The organism is Cupriavidus lacunae (assembly GCF_003353055.1).
Taxonomy (GTDB): Bacteria; Pseudomonadota; Gammaproteobacteria; order Burkholderiales; family Burkholderiaceae; genus Cupriavidus; species Cupriavidus lacunae.
Map to the genome: position 1 here is coordinate 19,877 of NZ_QKWJ01000076.1, position 15,932 is coordinate 35,808.

At 66.8% G+C, this 15,932-nt stretch carries 15 protein-coding genes; 10 read left to right on the forward strand and 5 right to left on the reverse strand.

Annotated features, from left to right (window positions below; all coding sequences use genetic code 11):
* Positions 1-49: 49 nt before the first annotated feature.
* From DN412_RS33995 to DN412_RS34040, 10 genes are all read left to right on the forward strand, one after another.
* Positions 50-1,054, forward strand: a complete 1,005-nt coding sequence (locus tag DN412_RS33995; RefSeq protein WP_115215601.1) for a Bug family tripartite tricarboxylate transporter substrate binding protein — start codon at positions 50-52, stop codon at positions 1,052-1,054.
* Positions 1,055-1,450: 396 nt separating this feature from the next.
* A complete protein-coding gene (locus DN412_RS34000) occupies positions 1,451-4,255 on the forward strand; it encodes a monovalent cation/H+ antiporter subunit A (RefSeq protein ID WP_115215602.1) in 2,805 nt (934 codons plus the stop codon).
* Positions 4,255-4,623, forward strand: a complete 369-nt coding sequence (locus DN412_RS34005) for a Na+/H+ antiporter subunit C (protein ID WP_115215603.1) — start codon at positions 4,255-4,257, stop codon at positions 4,621-4,623. Before DN412_RS34000 ends, DN412_RS34005 begins: the two co-directional genes overlap by 1 nt.
* A complete protein-coding gene (locus tag DN412_RS34010) occupies positions 4,620-6,161 on the forward strand; it encodes a monovalent cation/H+ antiporter subunit D (RefSeq protein WP_115215604.1) in 1,542 nt (513 codons plus the stop codon). The genes DN412_RS34005 and DN412_RS34010 overlap by 4 nt, the downstream gene beginning before the upstream one ends.
* Before the next feature lie 3 nt (positions 6,162-6,164).
* Positions 6,165-6,668, forward strand: coding sequence for a Na+/H+ antiporter subunit E (locus DN412_RS34015; RefSeq protein WP_115215605.1), 504 nt, complete (start codon positions 6,165-6,167; stop codon positions 6,666-6,668).
* Positions 6,653-6,925, forward strand: a complete 273-nt coding sequence (locus DN412_RS34020) for a K+/H+ antiporter subunit F (protein ID WP_115215606.1) — start codon at positions 6,653-6,655, stop codon at positions 6,923-6,925. Before DN412_RS34015 ends, DN412_RS34020 begins: the two co-directional genes overlap by 16 nt.
* Positions 6,926-6,937: 12 nt before the next feature.
* On the forward strand, positions 6,938-7,282 hold the full coding sequence (locus DN412_RS34025; RefSeq protein WP_115215607.1) for a Na+/H+ antiporter subunit G: 345 nt from the start codon (positions 6,938-6,940) through the stop codon (positions 7,280-7,282).
* A 103-nt stretch (positions 7,283-7,385) separates the two neighbouring features.
* Entirely contained in the window at positions 7,386-8,213 is an 828-nt protein-coding gene (locus tag DN412_RS34030) for a class I SAM-dependent methyltransferase (RefSeq protein ID WP_115215608.1), read from the forward strand.
* Positions 8,214-8,321: 108 nt separating this feature from the next.
* Complete coding sequence (locus tag DN412_RS44935) at positions 8,322-8,795, forward strand: DUF4010 domain-containing protein (protein WP_244222903.1); 474 nt, start codon at positions 8,322-8,324, stop codon at positions 8,793-8,795.
* Positions 8,710-10,308: a c-type cytochrome gene (locus tag DN412_RS34040; protein WP_244222905.1), complete on the forward strand. Its 1,599-nt coding sequence runs from the start codon at positions 8,710-8,712 to the stop codon at positions 10,306-10,308. Before DN412_RS44935 ends, DN412_RS34040 begins: the two co-directional genes overlap by 86 nt.
* A gap of 6 nt (positions 10,309-10,314) precedes the next feature.
* Here DN412_RS34040 and DN412_RS34045 read toward each other — a convergent pair whose 3' ends face one another.
* The 5 genes from DN412_RS34045 to DN412_RS34065 are packed head-to-tail and all read right to left on the reverse strand — an operon-like array spanning position 10,315 to position 15,497.
* The gene (locus DN412_RS34045; RefSeq protein ID WP_115215610.1) at positions 10,315-11,322 is read right to left on the reverse strand and encodes a hypothetical protein; all 1,008 of its coding nucleotides are present in this window, start codon (positions 11,320-11,322) and stop codon (positions 10,315-10,317) included.
* 4 nt (positions 11,323-11,326) lie between these two features.
* Entirely contained in the window at positions 11,327-12,436 is a 1,110-nt protein-coding gene (locus tag DN412_RS34050) for a GNAT family N-acetyltransferase (protein ID WP_115215611.1), read from the reverse strand.
* Positions 12,427-13,659 (reverse strand): hypothetical protein, encoded by a 1,233-nt coding sequence (locus DN412_RS34055; protein WP_115215612.1) that lies wholly within the window; start codon positions 13,657-13,659, stop codon positions 12,427-12,429. The genes DN412_RS34050 and DN412_RS34055 overlap by 10 nt, the downstream gene beginning before the upstream one ends.
* Positions 13,660-13,662: 3 nt before the next feature.
* Entirely contained in the window at positions 13,663-14,547 is an 885-nt protein-coding gene (locus DN412_RS34060; protein ID WP_115215613.1) for a HesA/MoeB/ThiF family protein, read from the reverse strand.
* The gene (locus DN412_RS34065) at positions 14,544-15,497 is read right to left on the reverse strand and encodes a hypothetical protein (protein ID WP_115215614.1); all 954 of its coding nucleotides are present in this window, start codon (positions 15,495-15,497) and stop codon (positions 14,544-14,546) included. Before DN412_RS34065 ends, DN412_RS34060 begins: the two co-directional genes overlap by 4 nt.
* Positions 15,498-15,932: the final 435 nt, after the last annotated feature.

Consider the following 15,932-nt stretch of genomic DNA (forward strand, 5'->3'; position numbering starts at 1 on the left):
TCAAATGGCAAAGACCGACGGCAAAGACCGTGACACGCATGGAGACCGCATGAACCGCAGACAATTCACCATTTCGACAATACCCGCGGCACTGGGACTGTCCGTGCCGGCATGGCTGCCCGGCGCGGCCCGCGCGTCGGTGCCACCCCCGCCGGCTGGCTACCCGGGCCGCGTGGTGCACGCCGTGGTCCCATATCCGGCCGGCGGCGTGGTCGACATCACCATCCGCACTGCCATTGATCGCATGTCGCTGGCCATGCCGCAGCGCATCCTGGTGGATAACCGCCCCGGTGCCGATGGCAGGATCGGCGTGGAAGCCGTGTCGCGGGCCGAGCCGGACGGCTACACCTTGCTGGCGGCCACGCCGGTGCTGTCGGTAAGCGAGAGCCTGTATCCGCAGACGCCGATCCGGGCCAGGAACTTCCGCGCCATCGGCGCCGTGGCCGCGGTGCCGTCCATATTCGTGGTGGCGGATTCGGTGCCCGCCAGGACGCTGGCACAGTTTGTCGCCTGGGCGCGCGAACGGCCGGGGCGCGTCAACGTGCCAAACCCCGGCACCGGCAGCTCCATCCACCTGGGGCAGGAGCTGTTTTTCGAGGCCACCGGCATCAAGGCGGTCAATATCGGCTACAAGGGCCAGCCGCCGTCGGTGCCGGACCTGGGCCAGGGGCAGCTGCATTTCGCCTTGTTGTCGCAGTCGATTGCCTTGCCGCTGATCAAGGCCGGGCGCGTGCGGGCACTGGCTGCCAACGCCGGGCAGCGCACCCAGTCGCTCCCCGAGGTGCCGACCATTGCCGAGGCCGGCTACCCCGGCGTGCTGGTACGCTCCTGGTATGGCCTGGCCGCGCCGGCGCGCACCCCCGACAAGGTGATCGCCTACCTGAGCGGGGTGCTGCAGCAGGCCATGGCCACGGCCGACGTGCGTGGCAAGCTGGCCGGGCTCGACGCGGAGATCCTGGCGCTCGACGCGCCGGCCTTCGACCGGTTGATCGCGGCGGAGCAGATACGTTGGGCCGCGCTGATCAAGGCCCGCAATATCCAGGCAAGCGCATAGCCGCGGTCTGCGTCTCGCTGTGCGTCACGCTTCAGGGACGCGCCGGGGATGCCAGGTACGCCAGCAGGCCGTCTGCCCGCAAGGCTCGTGAAAACAGCCATCCCTGCCCAAACTGCGCGCCGCGCTCGCGCAGGACCATTGCGACGCGCATTCAGTTTCTTTTCCGGTACGATGATTTTTTTCGTTAATCGCACCAATTGACTGGCACAGCTTGCGCAATGCCGGCAGAATCGGGACAGTAGGGGCCTCGATCGCCCGCAGAGAGAATCCAGACCATGACCACCGCCCCGATGACGAAACTGCAAGCGCTGGCCCGGCCTGCAGCCCCGCGCACCTCCTCAGCCGTTGCCCGGCACAGGCCGGCCGCGACCCCAGGCGACGGCTGAGGGGGCGCGCATGGCGCTGGTACTGCTGATCGCGCTGCCGTTGCTGGCCGCGGCGCTGACGCGGGTGGTCGGCATGCGTGCCGCGCGCCTGCTGGCAACGGTCATCATTGGCTTTCCGCTGGCCGCGCTGGTGCTGCTGCTGAGCCTGCGCGCCGAGGTCTTCGCGCAGCCGGGGCATGCACTGGGCTGGCGCGTGGCATGGCTGCCGGCGCTCGGGCTGGACCTGTCGCTGCGGCTCGATGGCCTGTCATTCCTGTTTGCGCTGCTGGTGCTCGGCGTGGGCCTGCTGGTGATCCTGTACGCGCGCTATTACCTGGCGCGCAATGAATCGGCGGTGCGCTTCTTCTGCCTGCTGCTGCTGTTCATGGCGGCCATGCTGGGGGTGGTGCTGGCCGGCAACCTGCTGTTGCTGGTGGTGTTCTGGGAACTGACCAGCATCCTGTCGTTCCTGCTGATCGGCTTCTGGTCCTGGCGCACCGATGCGCGCCAGGGTGCGCGCATGGCCCTGGCGGTCACGGGCGGCGGCGGGCTGGCGCTGCTGGCCGGGGTGCTGCTGCTGGGGCATATCTGCGGCAGCTTCGAGCTATCCGAGGTGCTGGCCCAGGCCGGCAAGGTGCAGCATCACCCGCTGTATCTGCCGATGCTGGTGCTGATCCTGCTGGCGGTCTTCACCAAGTCCGCGCAGTTTCCGTTCAGCTTCTGGCTGCCGCATGCCATGGCCGCGCCCACGCCGGTTTCGGCCTACCTGCACTCGGCCACCATGGTCAAGGCCGGCGTGTTCCTGCTGGCGCGGCTCTATCCGGTGCTGGACGGGACCAACAGCTGGTTCTACCTGGTCAGCATGACGGGGCTGGCCACGCTGATCTTCGGCGCGGGCCTGGCGCTGCTGCAGCGCGACCTGAAAGGGCTGCTGGCCTATTCCACCATCAGCCACCTGGGACTGATTACGCTGCTGTTCGGGCTCGACACCCAGCTCAGCACAGTGGCAGCCATCTTCCACATCATCAACCACGCGGTGTTCAAGGCGTCGCTGTTCATGGCCGCGGGCATCATCGACCATGAGACCGGCACGCGAGACCTGGACCGCCTGCACGGGCTGGCGCGCTATATGCCGCACACCGCGGTGCTGGCCATCGTGGCGTCGCTGTCGATGGCGGGCGTGCCGCTGTTCAACGGTTTCCTCAGTAAGGAAATGTTCTTCGGCGAGACCCTGGCGCAGGGGCTGCTGGGCGAGTTCAACTGGGTGATCCCGGCTGCGGCAACCATGGCCGGGGCGCTGACGATGGCCTATTCGCTGCGCTTTATCTACGGCGTGTTCTTCGGCAGGGGGCAACCTGACGTGCCCAACTACCCGCCGCACGAGCCGCCGCGCTTCATGAAGGTGCCGGTGGAGTTCCTGGTGGTGATCTGCCTGGTGGTCGGGCTGGTCCCGGCCTATACCGTCGGCGACCTGCTCGCGGCGGCGTCGCTGGCGACGCTGCGCGCGCCGCTGCCGGAATACAGCCTGCACCTGTGGCACGGCGTGAACCTGCCCCTGTTGATGAGCCTGGTGTCGATGGCCGGCGGCGCGACCTTGTTCTTCCTGCGCCGCGACGCGCTGCGGCGCTGGCAGCAGGCCATCGAGCACCTGAGCGCGCGCCGCTCGTTCGAGCAAGGCATGGCTGCCCTGGAGCGCTTTGCCAGGGCCGTCACGCAGTGGCTGGAAGACGGCTCGCTGCAGACCTATGTCGCCTGGATGCTGCTGGCGATGCTGGCCGTGCCGGCGTATTTCCTGGCCGACCTGGAATCCCTGGCCGGCAGCGTGCCAGCCGGCGCCATCGATCCGATCGGCACCGCCACGCTGGCATTGCTTGCACTGTGCGCCATCGCCGTGGTGGTGGCGCACCGGCAGCGGCTGCTGGCGCTGGTGCTGCTGAGCGGCTGCGGGCTGATGGTGTCGGTGGCGTTCCTGCGGTTCTCGGCGCCGGACCTGGCGCTGACGCAGATCTCGGTCGAGGTGGTGACGATCCTGCTACTGGTGCTGGCGTTGTTCTATTTGCCGCGCGAAACCCATGATCGCCCCGGCCACGGCCGCCGTGCGCGTGATGCGGTGCTGGCGCTGGGTGGCGGCACGCTGCTGGCAGTGGCGGCCTATGCCGTGATGACGCGGCCCTATGACCCGGTGTCCACCTTCTACGTCGACCAGTCCGTGCCCGGCGGCGGCGGGCACAACGTGGTCAATGTGCTGCTGGTGGATTTCCGCGGCTTCGACACCATGGGCGAGATCTGCGTGCTGCTGATCGCGGGCCTGGCGGTGCAGGCATTGCTCAAGGGCATGCGGCTGCCAACGCCGTCGGCGGCGCCCGACGGGCTGCCGTGGACCAGCCAGGCGCATCCGCTGCTGCTGGCCATACTGGCGCGGCTGATGCTGCCGCTGACGCTGCTGGTGGCGGTCTTTATCCTGCTGCGCGGGCACAACCAGCCGGGCGGGGGCTTTATCGCGGCGCTGATCACCTCGGTGGCGCTGCTGCTGCAGTATGTCGCCAACGGCGTGCGCTGGACCGAAGCGCGCATCGCGCCGGACTATCGCGCCATTGCCGGTGCCGGCATCCTGCTGGCGGGGCTGACCGGCCTGGGCAGCCTGGCCTTCGGCTATCCGTTCCTGACCACCGCCTTCGGGCACTTCCACATCCCGGGCATCGGCGAGGTGGAACTGGCCACAGCCATGATCTTTGACCTGGGAGTCTTCTGCACCGTGACGGGAACCACGCTGGTGATAGTGTCGCACCTCGGCGTTCGCAACCTGCCCCCGGCCCAGGCCGCGGAGGACGCCTGATGGCCGCGCTCTACGCCATCGCCATCGGCATCCTGACCGCCAGCGGTATCTACCTGCTGCTACGCGAGCGCGTGTTCACCGTGGTGCTCGGGCTGACGCTGCTGTCCTATGCGGTCAGCCTGTTCCTGCTCGGCATGGGTCGCCTGTCGATCGGCAGGCCCCCGGTAATCGCGCCCGGGGCCAGCTATGCCGATCCGCTGCCGCAGGCGCTGGTGCTGACGGCCATCGTGATCGCGTTCGGCATGACCGCCTTCGCGGTGGTGCTGGCGCTGCGCTCGCTGGGGCTCACCGGCAGCGACCATGTGGACGCCGCGGGCCGGCCCGAGGCTCACCGTGACGATGCGGCCGATATGGAGAGCCGGCCATGAACCACGCCGTGCTGCTGCCCATCCTGATCCCCATGTTCGCCGGCGCGCTGCTGACCGCGATGCCGGCCCAGCGGCTGCGCGCGCAGCGCATCGTCTGCGCGGTGGCCGCGTTGCTGCTGATACCGGTTGCGGTGCTGCTGCTGCGCCACGCGGCTACGGGCGACATCGCGGTCTATGCGATGGGCAACTGGAGCGCGCCGTTCGGCATCGTGCTGCAGCTGGACCGCACCGGCGCGATGATGCTGGCCCTGACCGCCGTGCTGGCCATTGCCGCGCTGGCGGCGGCAGGCGAGGGCACGGCCCGGCAGGGGCGGCATTTCCACACCCTGTTCCAGTTTCAGCTGATGGGTCTGAACGGGGCCTTTCTGGCCGGCGACCTGTTCAACCTCTTTGTCTTCTTCGAGATCCTGCTGATCGCGTCCTACGCGCTGCTGGTGCACGGGGCGGGGCGCGCGCGCATCGGCGCCGGGCTGCACTATGTGATCCTGAATTTGGTGGCGTCGTCGTTCTTCCTGGTGGCGATCGGGGTGCTGTACGGGCTGGCCGGCACCCTGAACATGGCCCACCTCGGCCTGCGGCTGGCCGGCCTGCCGGCCCAGGACCTGCCGCTGGCGGTGGCGGCGGGCGTGATGCTGATGCTGGTGTTCGCGCTCAAGGCGGCGCTGTTCCCGCTGTATTTCTGGCTGCCGCGCGCCTACGCCAGCGCCACCGGCCCGGTCGCGGCGCTGTTCGCCATCATGACCAAGGTCGGCATCTACGCGATGCTGCGTTGCGATGCGCTGATCTTCGGCGGGGCGCAGGGGCTGCTCGGCCCGTTCCTGCATGACTGGGTGTTCGTGCTGGCGCTGGCCACGCTGGTGATCGGCGCGCTGGGCGCGCTGGCTGCCAGGGCCCTGCGCGCGATGACCGGCTATCTGGTGGTGGCGTCGGTCGGGCTGCTGGCGGCCTGCATCGCGATGCAGACCCAGGCCGGCTGGGCCGCGGCCATGTACTACCTGCTCAGCACCACGCTGTGCACCGCGGCGCTGTTCCTGCTGGCCGATGCGCTGGAGCCGGAACCGGCGCGCGAGGACGGTGCGCCGGTCAGCGCCTCGCGGCTGGCCGGCCTGCTGTACCTGGTGGGCGTGGTCGCGGCAGTGGGGCTGCCGCCGCTGTCGGGCTTCCTCGGCAAGGCCATGATCCTGCGCGCGACGCCGGCGCCGTGGATGCCGGTGCTGTGGCCTGTGGTGCTGGTGTCTAGCCTGCTGTTGCTGATTGCCGTATCCCGCACCGGCACGCGGCTGCTGTGGCGCCTGCCGCATGAGGCCGGGCGCGTGCCGGAAGGCGACGAATACCTCGACGAAGACCATCCCGGCGCGGCGCGCCTGCGCGTGCGTCCGGACGCGCGCAAGCTGGCCTGCTGCGCGCTGCTGCTGGCGGGCAACGTTGCGCTGACGGTGTGCGCGCGGCCGGTCAGCGACTATGTGGCGGATGCCGCCGCGCAATTGCTGGACCGCGCCGCCTACCAGCGCGCGGTGCTGCCCGGGGAGCAGGGGTAAGCCATGATGCGCCGCTTGCTACCTCATCCCTGGCTGAGCCTGATCCTGATGCTCATATGGCTGATGCTGACCCACAGCGTGGCGCCGGGACACTGGCTGCTGGGCGCCTTGCTGGGCTGGGCCATCGGCCGGCTGGCCGACCGCTGGCTGGTGCTGGGCGCTTTCCGCCTGTCGCGCCCCGACCTGATCGCGCGGCTCAGCTTCCATGTGCTGATCGATATCGTGAAGGCCAACCTGGAAGTGGCTGTCATGGTGCTGGGCCCCACCGCGCGCTTGCGCCCCGCCTTTATCGTGGTGCCGCTCGATGTCGAGCATGAACTCGCCACCACCGCGCTGATCAGCATCGTTTCGCTCAGCCCGGGCACGCTGTGCGCCGAACTGAGCGACGACCGCCGCGCCTTGCTGGTGCATGTGCTGGACCTGGAAGAAGAGGCCGCGCTGGTCGGGCTGATCAAGTCGCGCTATGAAACCCCGCTCAAGGAGATCTTCCAATGCTTGCCATCGTGATTCCGGTCTGCCTGGGGATCCTGGGCTTAGCCTTCCTGCTGACCCTCGCGCGGCTGCTGCGCGGGCCCAGTTTGCCCGACCGCATCGTGGCCCTGGATACGCTGAGTATCAACGTCATCGCGCTGATCGTGGTGCTCGGCATCAGCCTGGACTCGGCGCTGTTCTTCGAGGCCGCGCTGCTGATCGCGGTGATGGGCTTCGTCGGCACCGTGGCGCTGTCCAAGTACCTGCAGCGCGGCGATATCATCGAATACTAGGAGCGCAGAGCCATGCTGCATCCCGTTGCGGAATTCATCGTATGCGCGCTGCTGCTGGTGGGCAGCGTGTTCATGCTGGTCGGGGCGATCGGGCTGTTCCGGTTGCCCGACTTCTTCATGCGCCTGCATGGGCCGACCAAGTCGACCACGCTCGGCGTGGGCGGGGTGGTGCTGGCCTCGGTGGCGTATTTCAGCTTCCGTGGCGATGCCAGCCTGCATGAGTTGCTGGTGACCGCCTTCCTGTTCCTGACCGCGCCGATCAGCGCCCACATGCTGGCCAAGGCCGCGTTGCAGCGCCAGCTGCCGGTGGATCCGCGCACGCGCGGCAGCGGCTGGATGCCGCGTATCAAGGATTAGCGCCGCGACGCGCAAACCCGCAGTTTACATTCATCGCGATGTGTCCTACACCCAATCAGGCGCCACCGGCAACTTTGCGGCCGGGGCAGGGGGGGCAGTGACCATGGGCATGCAACAACAGGACAAGGTCTTCGCGGGTGCGATTCCCGAGGTCTATGAGACCTTGATGGTGCCGATGATCTTTGCGCCATATGCTGCCGACATGGCCAGGCGCATCGCCGCGCTGCAGCCGCGCCGGGTGCTGGAACTGGCCGCCGGCACCGGCGTGCTGACCCGGGAAATCGCCGGGCGGCTGCCGGCGGACACCTTGATCGTCGCCACTGACCTCAATGCGCCGATGCTGGCGCGGGCGCAAGCGGCGGGCACCGCACGCCCGGTGCAATGGCGCGAGGCCGATGCCATGGTGCTGCCATTCCCTGACGCCAGCTTCGACATGGTGGCATGCCAGTTCGGCGTGATGTTCTTCCCCGACAAGGGCAAGGCATTCGCCGAAGCCCGCCGCGTGCTGGTGCCGGGCGGCACGCTGATCTTCAACGTCTGGGACCGGATCGAGTTCAATGCCTTCGCCCGCGATGTCACCGGGGCACTGGCCGAACTGTTTCCCGACGCGCCGCCCGATTTCATGGTCCGCATCCCGCACGGGTATCACAGCCAGGCGGCAATCGAGCAAGACCTGCGGCTGGGCGGCTTCACGGCAGGCGCGGTCTTTGAAACGGTCACCGAAAGCAGCCGTGCGGCCTCCGCACGCATCGCCGCAACGGCGTACTGCCAGGGGACGCCGCTACGCGCCGACCTGGAGGGGCGCGGGTCGGATGCGCTGTCGCGCGCAACCGACCACTGCGAGCAGGCGTTCGTCCAGGCCTACGGCACCGGGCCGCTGGCCGGCCCGATGCAGGCGCACGTGGTGATGGTGGCGGCGCCCACCACCTGAAGCGTCGACGCGGCGTTCCAAATCCAGCCCCGGGGCGTGCACAAATCGCCGCCTGCACCGATATTGTAGCCAGGCGCATCACGACTGCAGGAACCTCGGGCACCGGGCATGGACTCCCTGGCAGGCGCGGCCGGGCATATCTTTGCGCGCCTGTTCGGCGACCGGCTGGGGCTGCCGGTATCCGGCCTGTTCGGCGGCTTCGTCTCCAGTACCGCAACCATTGCCGCGATGGCCGTGTTGTCACGCAGGAGCGCGGAGCTCAGCAAGATCGTCGCATCGGCGGCGGGCGGTGTGCGCTTGTGCCGGTGGCGATCGGGCTGGTCCTGTCGACCGGCGCGACCTGGGCGGTGGCGTGGCTGCAGCGGCTGGCTTGAGGCGTCGCGGCAGGTCGGCTACCATCGGCCGGGCGCTGTCCGGATCCCCTGGCGCGCACGGTCGGACGATGATGACGATGCCCCTTGTACGCGTAATCGCCATAGGCCTGCTGTTCTGTTCGCTGTCGGGATGCGACTTCCTGCGCGGCTACGCGGAAGGCGAATCCGCTGTCATGCGGGACTTCAGGGTCGGCGATCGGACCGGTGACATCGGGGCCATGCGCTTTGTCTTCGATGATTTTGGCGGCCTGAGCACCGATACGCTGGAAACCAATGCGCTGCCCTGGAAGCTGGCAACGACGGCGCTGCTGCTCGCCGGCGGCCCGGATGTGCCCGTCACCCCGGACACCTTGCGTCGGGCGCTGCGCGAGTTCGGCTTCATCTATCCCGATGTGGTCCTCAACTGGCCGCGCCAGCAGCAACCCAGGTTCGACAAGCCGCTGGGCGTAGTGAGCGGAATGATCGGCCGCGACTTCCCGAAGGTCCGGCTGGAGGTATCGAACCTCGGCTGCGCCTCATGCCATGCAGGCATTACCTACGGCAAGGACGGGCGTCCCACCAACGAAGTCTGGCTCGGGCTGCCGAATACCTCGCTCAACCTTGATGCCTTTGTCGGCGCGGTCTATCAGGCGGTCAAGCGGGTGAAGTCCGATCCGGAAAGACTCCTGTCGGCCATCACGCAGCTCTATCCCAATACCAGCAAGGAGGAGCTGGACACGATCCGCAAGTTCGTCTGGCCGCGGCTGGTGAAAAGAGTGGCGGAACTCGAAGCCAGTGGCGATGAACCCTTGCCGTTCAGCAACGGCGCACCCGGCAGCACCAATGGTGTCGCGGCGCTCAAATTCCAGTTCCACCTGATCGCCGCGGGCACGGCCGCCAGCGGCTCCACCTCGATTCCGGAACTGGGCCAGCGAAGCCTGCGCTCATCGCTGCTCTATGACGGCGTCTATACCAGCAAGGGCGCGTCGCGCTTTGGGCAGGTAGCGCCCGGTGCCGTCAGCGATGCCGGGCGGCTGGCGCATATCGTTGCCTTCTTCACCGTGCCCACCATGGGCATGCCGCCCGATCGCGCCGGCCGCGCCATGCCCCAGGTGGAAGACGTCATGCGGTTTATGGCGGGCTACTCGCCGCCGCCATTTCCGGGCCCGATCGACCGCGCCCGCGCCGCCCGCGGCCGTGCCGTGTTTGACGCGAACTGCGCCCAATGTCACGGCAGCTACAGCCAGGACACGGAACGCCTGCGTCTGGTGAGCTTTCCCAACCGGCTGGTGGCGCAGGCGGAGATCGGCACGGATTCCACGCGCTGGCAGGCGATCGATCCCGGCCTGCTGCAAGCCATCTCGCGTTCCGAGCTGGGCAGGCATATCGACGCTGCCAACACCGGGGGCTATGTCGCGCCGATCCTATCCGGCTTGTGGGCGACGGCGCCGTACTTCCATAACGGTTCCGTGCCGACGCTCTGGCATCTGATGCACCCGCAGGCGCGGCCCACGCGCTTCTGGGTGGGCGGGCATGCGCTGGATTACGGCAAGCTGGGCATCGCCGGCACGCTCGACGCGCGCGGTACCTGGGCCTATCCCGCCGGCTACCAGCCATGGTCGAAGCCGGTGCTCTACGACACTGCGACAACGGGGCGCGACAACCGCGGCCATGAAAAGGAATTCGCGACCCTATCCGAAAGCGATAAGGACGCGTTGCTCGAATTCCTGAAGCTATTCTAGCTGCCGTCAGGCATCCTGCAGCAGCTCCGCGACGGGGAGCCTGGCGCTTTGCGCAATGCCGCGCTCCGGCACCGGCCCGAAGCGCATCACATTGACGAGCCGGTTTCCGCGCGGCAGCCGCTGGCTTTCGGCAAGCAAGGCCGCATGGCCGGGCGAATCGGCCAGCGCCGACATCGGCACGCCGGCAAAGCCGCTCGCCGTCATGGCCAGCCAGAACCGGTACCAGCGGCGCCCGACGTCGAAATTCGATACATCGGGGCTGGCATGAATCAGCACGATCCGGGCCGCGCTTTTTATCTTTGCGCTTTCCGATGCCAGCGTGCCAGTCAGGGAAAGCGCCGAAAGTACGCTGAAAACCCCCGGCCTCAGCGCAATCGACGCACCCCAGGCTTCCCATCGCGACAGCGCCATGCATTCGGCCGAAAGGCCGTCGCGCGGCCAGCCTGGATCGTCCGGCGACAAGCGCAGCCAGCGGCAGAGTTCCGCCGCGAACCCAGGGTGATCGAATGCCGCAGCCGCGGCATCGTCATACCATCTGGCGATCTGCGCCGTGCTGCTCTCGCTCGCCAGCGTGACAAAATCCGCGTGGGCGGCAGCGCAATCAGCCAATGCCTTGAGCTGTGACCGGGTCGCGCCGCGAAACTTGCCTCGAAAAGCGCGGCGCATATCCACGAAAGCGGCGAGGGGATCGGGGCTCGCACCTGTCGTGATCCGGCCCGCGGCTGCCTGGCGCAGGCGCGGCGCGGCGGGCGGGTAGGGCAGGTCGGCAACCTCGGGCTGCGTGAGTCCCAGGCCGAGCGTCGACAGTGCCATGACCATGCCTTCCCAGGCCATGCCCAGGGCGACCTGGTTGTCGCGCCCGGTGGGATCGCCCACGGATAACCAGCGCGCGGGTTCTTCAACCAGTTCGATCCTGTCGCCGGCAAAGCGCCAGCGAGCGGGCTGGATATTGTGCGCGCTGGGGGCGCGGCCGGCCTGCGCAACGAGGGTGAGTTGCTGATCGCGCGTAAGCATATGGCTAGAGGGCCTTCCTGAAGAGATGCAGCCGATGCAGTGTCCTGGCGCCCATCTTTGCCATCTGCTTCAGGCTGGCGCCGTTCGCATCCGATACCCAGCTGATGCCAAGGTGCGAGTACCCGGCACCGCGCATGGCGGTAAGCACATGATGCAGCATCACGCCATTGATGCCGCGGCCATGGTGATCCCTGCGCACCGAGAAGAAGATGATGGCCGCGCGCTTGCGGTTTGCGCGGAACCTGATCAGATGCCAGAGCGTTGCCAGCTTCAGGCGGAAGCCGGTGGCGCGCAGGAAGGGGTTGAGGTCCGGCACGCACAGCAGCACGCCGATTGGCTCGCCGTTGAAATAGGCAGTATAGGACAGGCGCTCGTCGATAATCCACATCATGCCGGCGCAGGGGAACAGGAATTCCTCCTCCGTCAGCGGCACGAAAATCGGGTTGCTGGCGAAGCCGTCGTTCAGCACGGCGCACGCCTCCAGCAGGCGCCGGTCAAAGCCGCGCCGCCGGATCGGCGTGAACTGCCAGGCGGGATCGTCCAGCAGCGCGCGCTGCTTGTCCCCGATCAACTGCTCCGGATCGCAGCCGCGGACGTCGAGCTCGAACGTGCGCATCGGAAAGAACGGCTCGAAGCCGCATGCGTGGAGCAGCCTGGCGATATGGGGCGGCGTGTATTCCTGGTAGGTGTATGGCGGCTGCTCGAAGCCTTCGGTGACGATGCCAATCATCTGCGTGATCGTCAGGTTGAAACTGCCGGCCAGTTCGTCGCAGCCGTGCCGCTTTACCCAGCCCGCCGCGGCATCGAGCAGCGCCTGCGCGACCTCCACGTCATCGACACAGTCGAACAGGCCAAAATAGCCGCGCTTCTGGTCATATTGCTGATTGGAGGCATCGTGGATATGGGCCAGGATACGGCCCACGATGCGCCCGTCCCGGTGGGCCGTGAACCACGTGCGGCGCGCAAACTGCCGGAACAGCGGGTTCTTCGCCGGGTCCAGCGCGCGCGCAAGGTCCCCCTTCATCGGCGAGACAAAATGCGTATCGCGGCCATAGCAGGCAAACGGCGCCTCGAAGAACGCGTCGAAATCGCCTTCGCGCAAGGCTATCGGCATGCTGCCTCCCGCTGCCCGAGATGCCGCGCCAGCCGAAGGATCACCGCGGCGCGCAACTCGCCGATGGCCGCGTTGGCGCCTTGCGGCAGGTTCAGCAGCACCACCTGCGCGGGCTGGCGCGCGATCAGCAGCGCATGGGTCATTTCGTGGCGCTCAAGCAGGTCTACCAGCTGCTCTGCTGCCTCGACCCGATCGCCTTCCCGGATCTTGGCCCATGCCCTGGCTTCGCCGATCGACACGGGTTCACGCCGCTTTCCGGCCATGTCGAACAGCGCGTCCAGGGCGTAGCCGGCTAACTCCGCGTTGCCCAGCACCACGTGGTCGGCGGTTTGCGGCAGGCGCCTGAGCGAATGCAGGAAACCATCTGGCGTATCCAGGCGGGCATGGAGCAGCCAGCGCAGGAAGGCGTAGCCATCGCCCGCCAGCGAAACGGCGCGAATGCGGACAAAAATGGCGGTCAGCAGCACCCATGCAATGGCAACCGGCATGCCGCGCAGGGCAGCCTCGGCAAAGCCCGGGCCCGGCCCGCGCGAGGCCAGCGCCATCACGCTGGCCAGCAGGATGGCGAAGAGCAGGGCGACGACGATATGCACCAGCAGCCCGCGCACGACCCGTTGCGATTCCGACAGGTTCAGGAACACATAGACGAATGCCAGCGCGCCAAGCGCCCCCAGGCGAACCGGCACATGGCGGAGTTCCTCGCGGAAGTCGGTGGCCGCGAGCGGCACGGCCAGGGCCACGACCAGCACCACCGCACGGGCCAGGCGTTCCTCGTTATCGGACAGTTCGGCATCGCGCAGCCACAGCAACAACCAGCCATTGCTTGCCGTGACCACGGCAAAACAGCCAAGGAAGGCCAGCAGCAGCAGCGGCGTATCGCGCGACAGGTCGGCAAACAGATTGATGGCGAAGAACACCACCGACACGCCCAGCGCCAGCAGCTTCAGCCACAACGGATGGTGGCGCCGAACCAGGTGCTCGGCAAACAGGGTCATCGCAATGGGCAGCAGGGTTGCCGCCGCAAAAACCAGCTGCGCGAGCAACGTGCCGCCAAACAGCCAGGAAAAGCCCCGGACCGCCAGCAACGCTGTCAGCACGCCGAACAGGAACAGGCCCGTGCCGGCCCCCACCTCGCGCCGGGTCCAGAGGAAATGCAGGTAGAGCCCGCAGCCCACCGCACCGAGCCAGGTAACGGCCACATCGCTTGCCAGGGCGTCAATCACGCGTCAGACCCCATCTCGCATCAACCTCGCCATGAAGCGCCGCACCAGCGCGCGCACGGCCCATGCCGTCAGCGCATTGCGCGGCGTCTCGACCCGCATGGTCCAGGGATTGAAGAAATAGCCGCGCACATCGGCCAGCCGCGGCCGTCCGAGCACCAGCTTGACCGCTTCGAACGCCATCAGGTTGCCCGTGGTGATCACCATCGGCGCAAACGACATGCGCTTGCGCTTGCCGGTCAGCAGGTCCTTGGCGATGCCAAGCTCCACATGCCGCACGGAAGTGGAATTGACCATCACGTATTCCAGTTCCTTGCCCAGGCATTCCTGCCGGACTTCCGGCGTCAGGGACTTCCAGTCCATGCCGGCCGTGGGATAGGACAGGCGCTCCTCGGGCCGGGGATCTTGCGGCCGGACGACCGTGACTGAGGGCAGGGGAGCAGTATAGGCGTCAATGACGGTCGCACCGTGCTCCCGCGCCTTGCGGTAGAGCGCGATGCCCGCGGCCATGTCATCCATGCCGTTGACCACGATCTTGTAGCGGCTCAGCAGGTCATCGAGCTTGTCGGTCCATTGCGCGCCGAAAGTCTCAATGGCAAGTTCCGGGTTGATGCGCCGGATCTGCGCCACGGTAGCCTCGACCTTGTTCACGCCAACGGTATCCAGGCTGGCAAACACCTGGCGGTTCAGGTTCGACACGTCAAATGCGTCGAAGTCCGCCAGCGCAAAGCTGCCAATGCCCATCCGCGCCAGCGCCTGCAGACAGGCGCCGCCCATGCCGCCGACGCCGCAGATCAGCACCCGGGCATCGCGCAATTCCTGCTGCTCCGCTTCGGTCACGAAGCCGATATTGCGGGTCGTGAATTCCTCGTATGTGAAGGGGGGAATCATTGACTCTTCCTCGCGCGCAGGTCGCCCATCGGCTCGCGCGGATTCAGCCAGTGGAACAATGGCAGGACGATCCGGCCGACAGCCAGGAACGCAATCTGATAAAGGATGGCGGGCAGGGAGTCCCGCGGCACTTCCCGCAACAGGTACTTGCGGGCGCTGGCCAGGTCCAGGCAGGCGATCTGCAGGAAATCGTCGCCGCGCTGGTAATCGAGCTCCCGCCGGCACAGATCGTTGGCGCGCTCGTCGCGATGCTTGGGCGCCTGGTCGAAGGTCTTCTTGAGATTGTCCGAGCCGCCGGTATAGGCATCGGTAATCACGAACCGCGCCTCGTCAAATCCCGCCGCCCGGTCGACACCAAAGACATGCCGGTGCGATTTCATGATCCCGCGGGCCACGTTCAGGTGTTCAAAGCTGCGCCGCGACGGCTCGAAGGGATTGGGATAGGCCGTGACAAAGACCTCGGCGACCTTGCCGATGATGGCCGGCACCTGGGTCACATTGCTGATCCAGATCGGCCGCAGGCCGCGGCGGAAGAAAAGCAGGATGCAGGTCAGGCCGTACAGCACCCAGGACAATCCTTGCGTGCGATAGCCCGGATCGACCATCACCAGCCCAAGGTGAATCGCCTCGACCGGCCGGCCCCTGAGCTCGACCGGCATGATCGACAGCGCATTGAACGCAATCGGACGGCTGCTTTCCCGGTCATAAAGCAGCGTGATCACGGCTCGCCGCAGCCTTTCAGGGTCTCCGGAAAGCACCCCGTAATCGAGATCTTTGCCGATTCCCCGTTGCACAATGCCCCGCATCTCGGCCAGCATGGCGTCGAGTTGCGAGGCATCCATCCATAAGCCGGGCCGCTCGACGACCCGGATCCGGACGGATCGGCTGGCGTTTAGGCTCAGGTCCAGGTAGCGCAGCCGCTGTCGAAAGCGCCCGATGAAATTGAACATGCAGGGTTGGCTGTTGCCTTGTTCTTGTGTGGCGGGACTGGGAAGCAAGTGTGGATTGGAGCATATAACAGCACGTCGTTGGTGTCACGGGCGGGGTTCGGAGCCGGGATCCATTGTCATCCATTTTAAATGCAAAAATCGCATAATGTATATTATGTTAAATACCGCAGACGCCTGCGGTTGTGGCTACAACAGGCGGTTCGTGGATTTTCATAGGATCAGCCGTCGCGCCTCCGCCATTCGAAGATGGCCTAGATAGCTTCAGCGAGACTGGCCGTACCGTCAGGTCCTGCACTAGCCGCCTCCCGGAATGAGACAAAATACCCGTAATCTTGTCGCCCCGTCCGCTTCGGAATGGCTCCACTCGATCCGCGGTATCTCGTCCCTTTCCCGCTCTTCTTTCAACCGCCTCACATGGCGCAGGCAAGGTTGACG

Coding starts and splice junctions, on each gene's coding strand:
- DN412_RS34000 (WP_115215602.1), top strand. CDS start 1,451: ATGGCGCTGGTACTGCTGATCGCGCTGCCGTTGCTGGCCGCGGCGCTG.
- DN412_RS34030 (WP_115215608.1), top strand. CDS start 7,386: ATGGGCATGCAACAACAGGACAAGGTCTTCGCGGGTGCGATTCCCGAG.
- DN412_RS34065 (WP_115215614.1), bottom strand. CDS start 15,497: ATGTTCAATTTCATCGGGCGCTTTCGACAGCGGCTGCGCTACCTGGAC.
- DN412_RS33995 (WP_115215601.1), top strand. CDS start 50: ATGAACCGCAGACAATTCACCATTTCGACAATACCCGCGGCACTGGGA.
- DN412_RS34015 (WP_115215605.1), top strand. CDS start 6,165: ATGATGCGCCGCTTGCTACCTCATCCCTGGCTGAGCCTGATCCTGATG.
- DN412_RS34060 (WP_115215613.1), bottom strand. CDS start 14,547: ATGATTCCCCCCTTCACATACGAGGAATTCACGACCCGCAATATCGGC.
- DN412_RS34045 (WP_115215610.1), bottom strand. CDS start 11,322: ATGCTTACGCGCGATCAGCAACTCACCCTCGTTGCGCAGGCCGGCCGC.
- DN412_RS34050 (WP_115215611.1), bottom strand. CDS start 12,436: ATGCCGATAGCCTTGCGCGAAGGCGATTTCGACGCGTTCTTCGAGGCG.
- DN412_RS34020 (WP_115215606.1), top strand. CDS start 6,653: ATGCTTGCCATCGTGATTCCGGTCTGCCTGGGGATCCTGGGCTTAGCC.
- DN412_RS34010 (WP_115215604.1), top strand. CDS start 4,620: ATGAACCACGCCGTGCTGCTGCCCATCCTGATCCCCATGTTCGCCGGC.
- DN412_RS34005 (WP_115215603.1), top strand. CDS start 4,255: ATGGCCGCGCTCTACGCCATCGCCATCGGCATCCTGACCGCCAGCGGT.
- DN412_RS44935 (WP_244222903.1), top strand. CDS start 8,322: ATGGACTCCCTGGCAGGCGCGGCCGGGCATATCTTTGCGCGCCTGTTC.
- DN412_RS34025 (WP_115215607.1), top strand. CDS start 6,938: ATGCTGCATCCCGTTGCGGAATTCATCGTATGCGCGCTGCTGCTGGTG.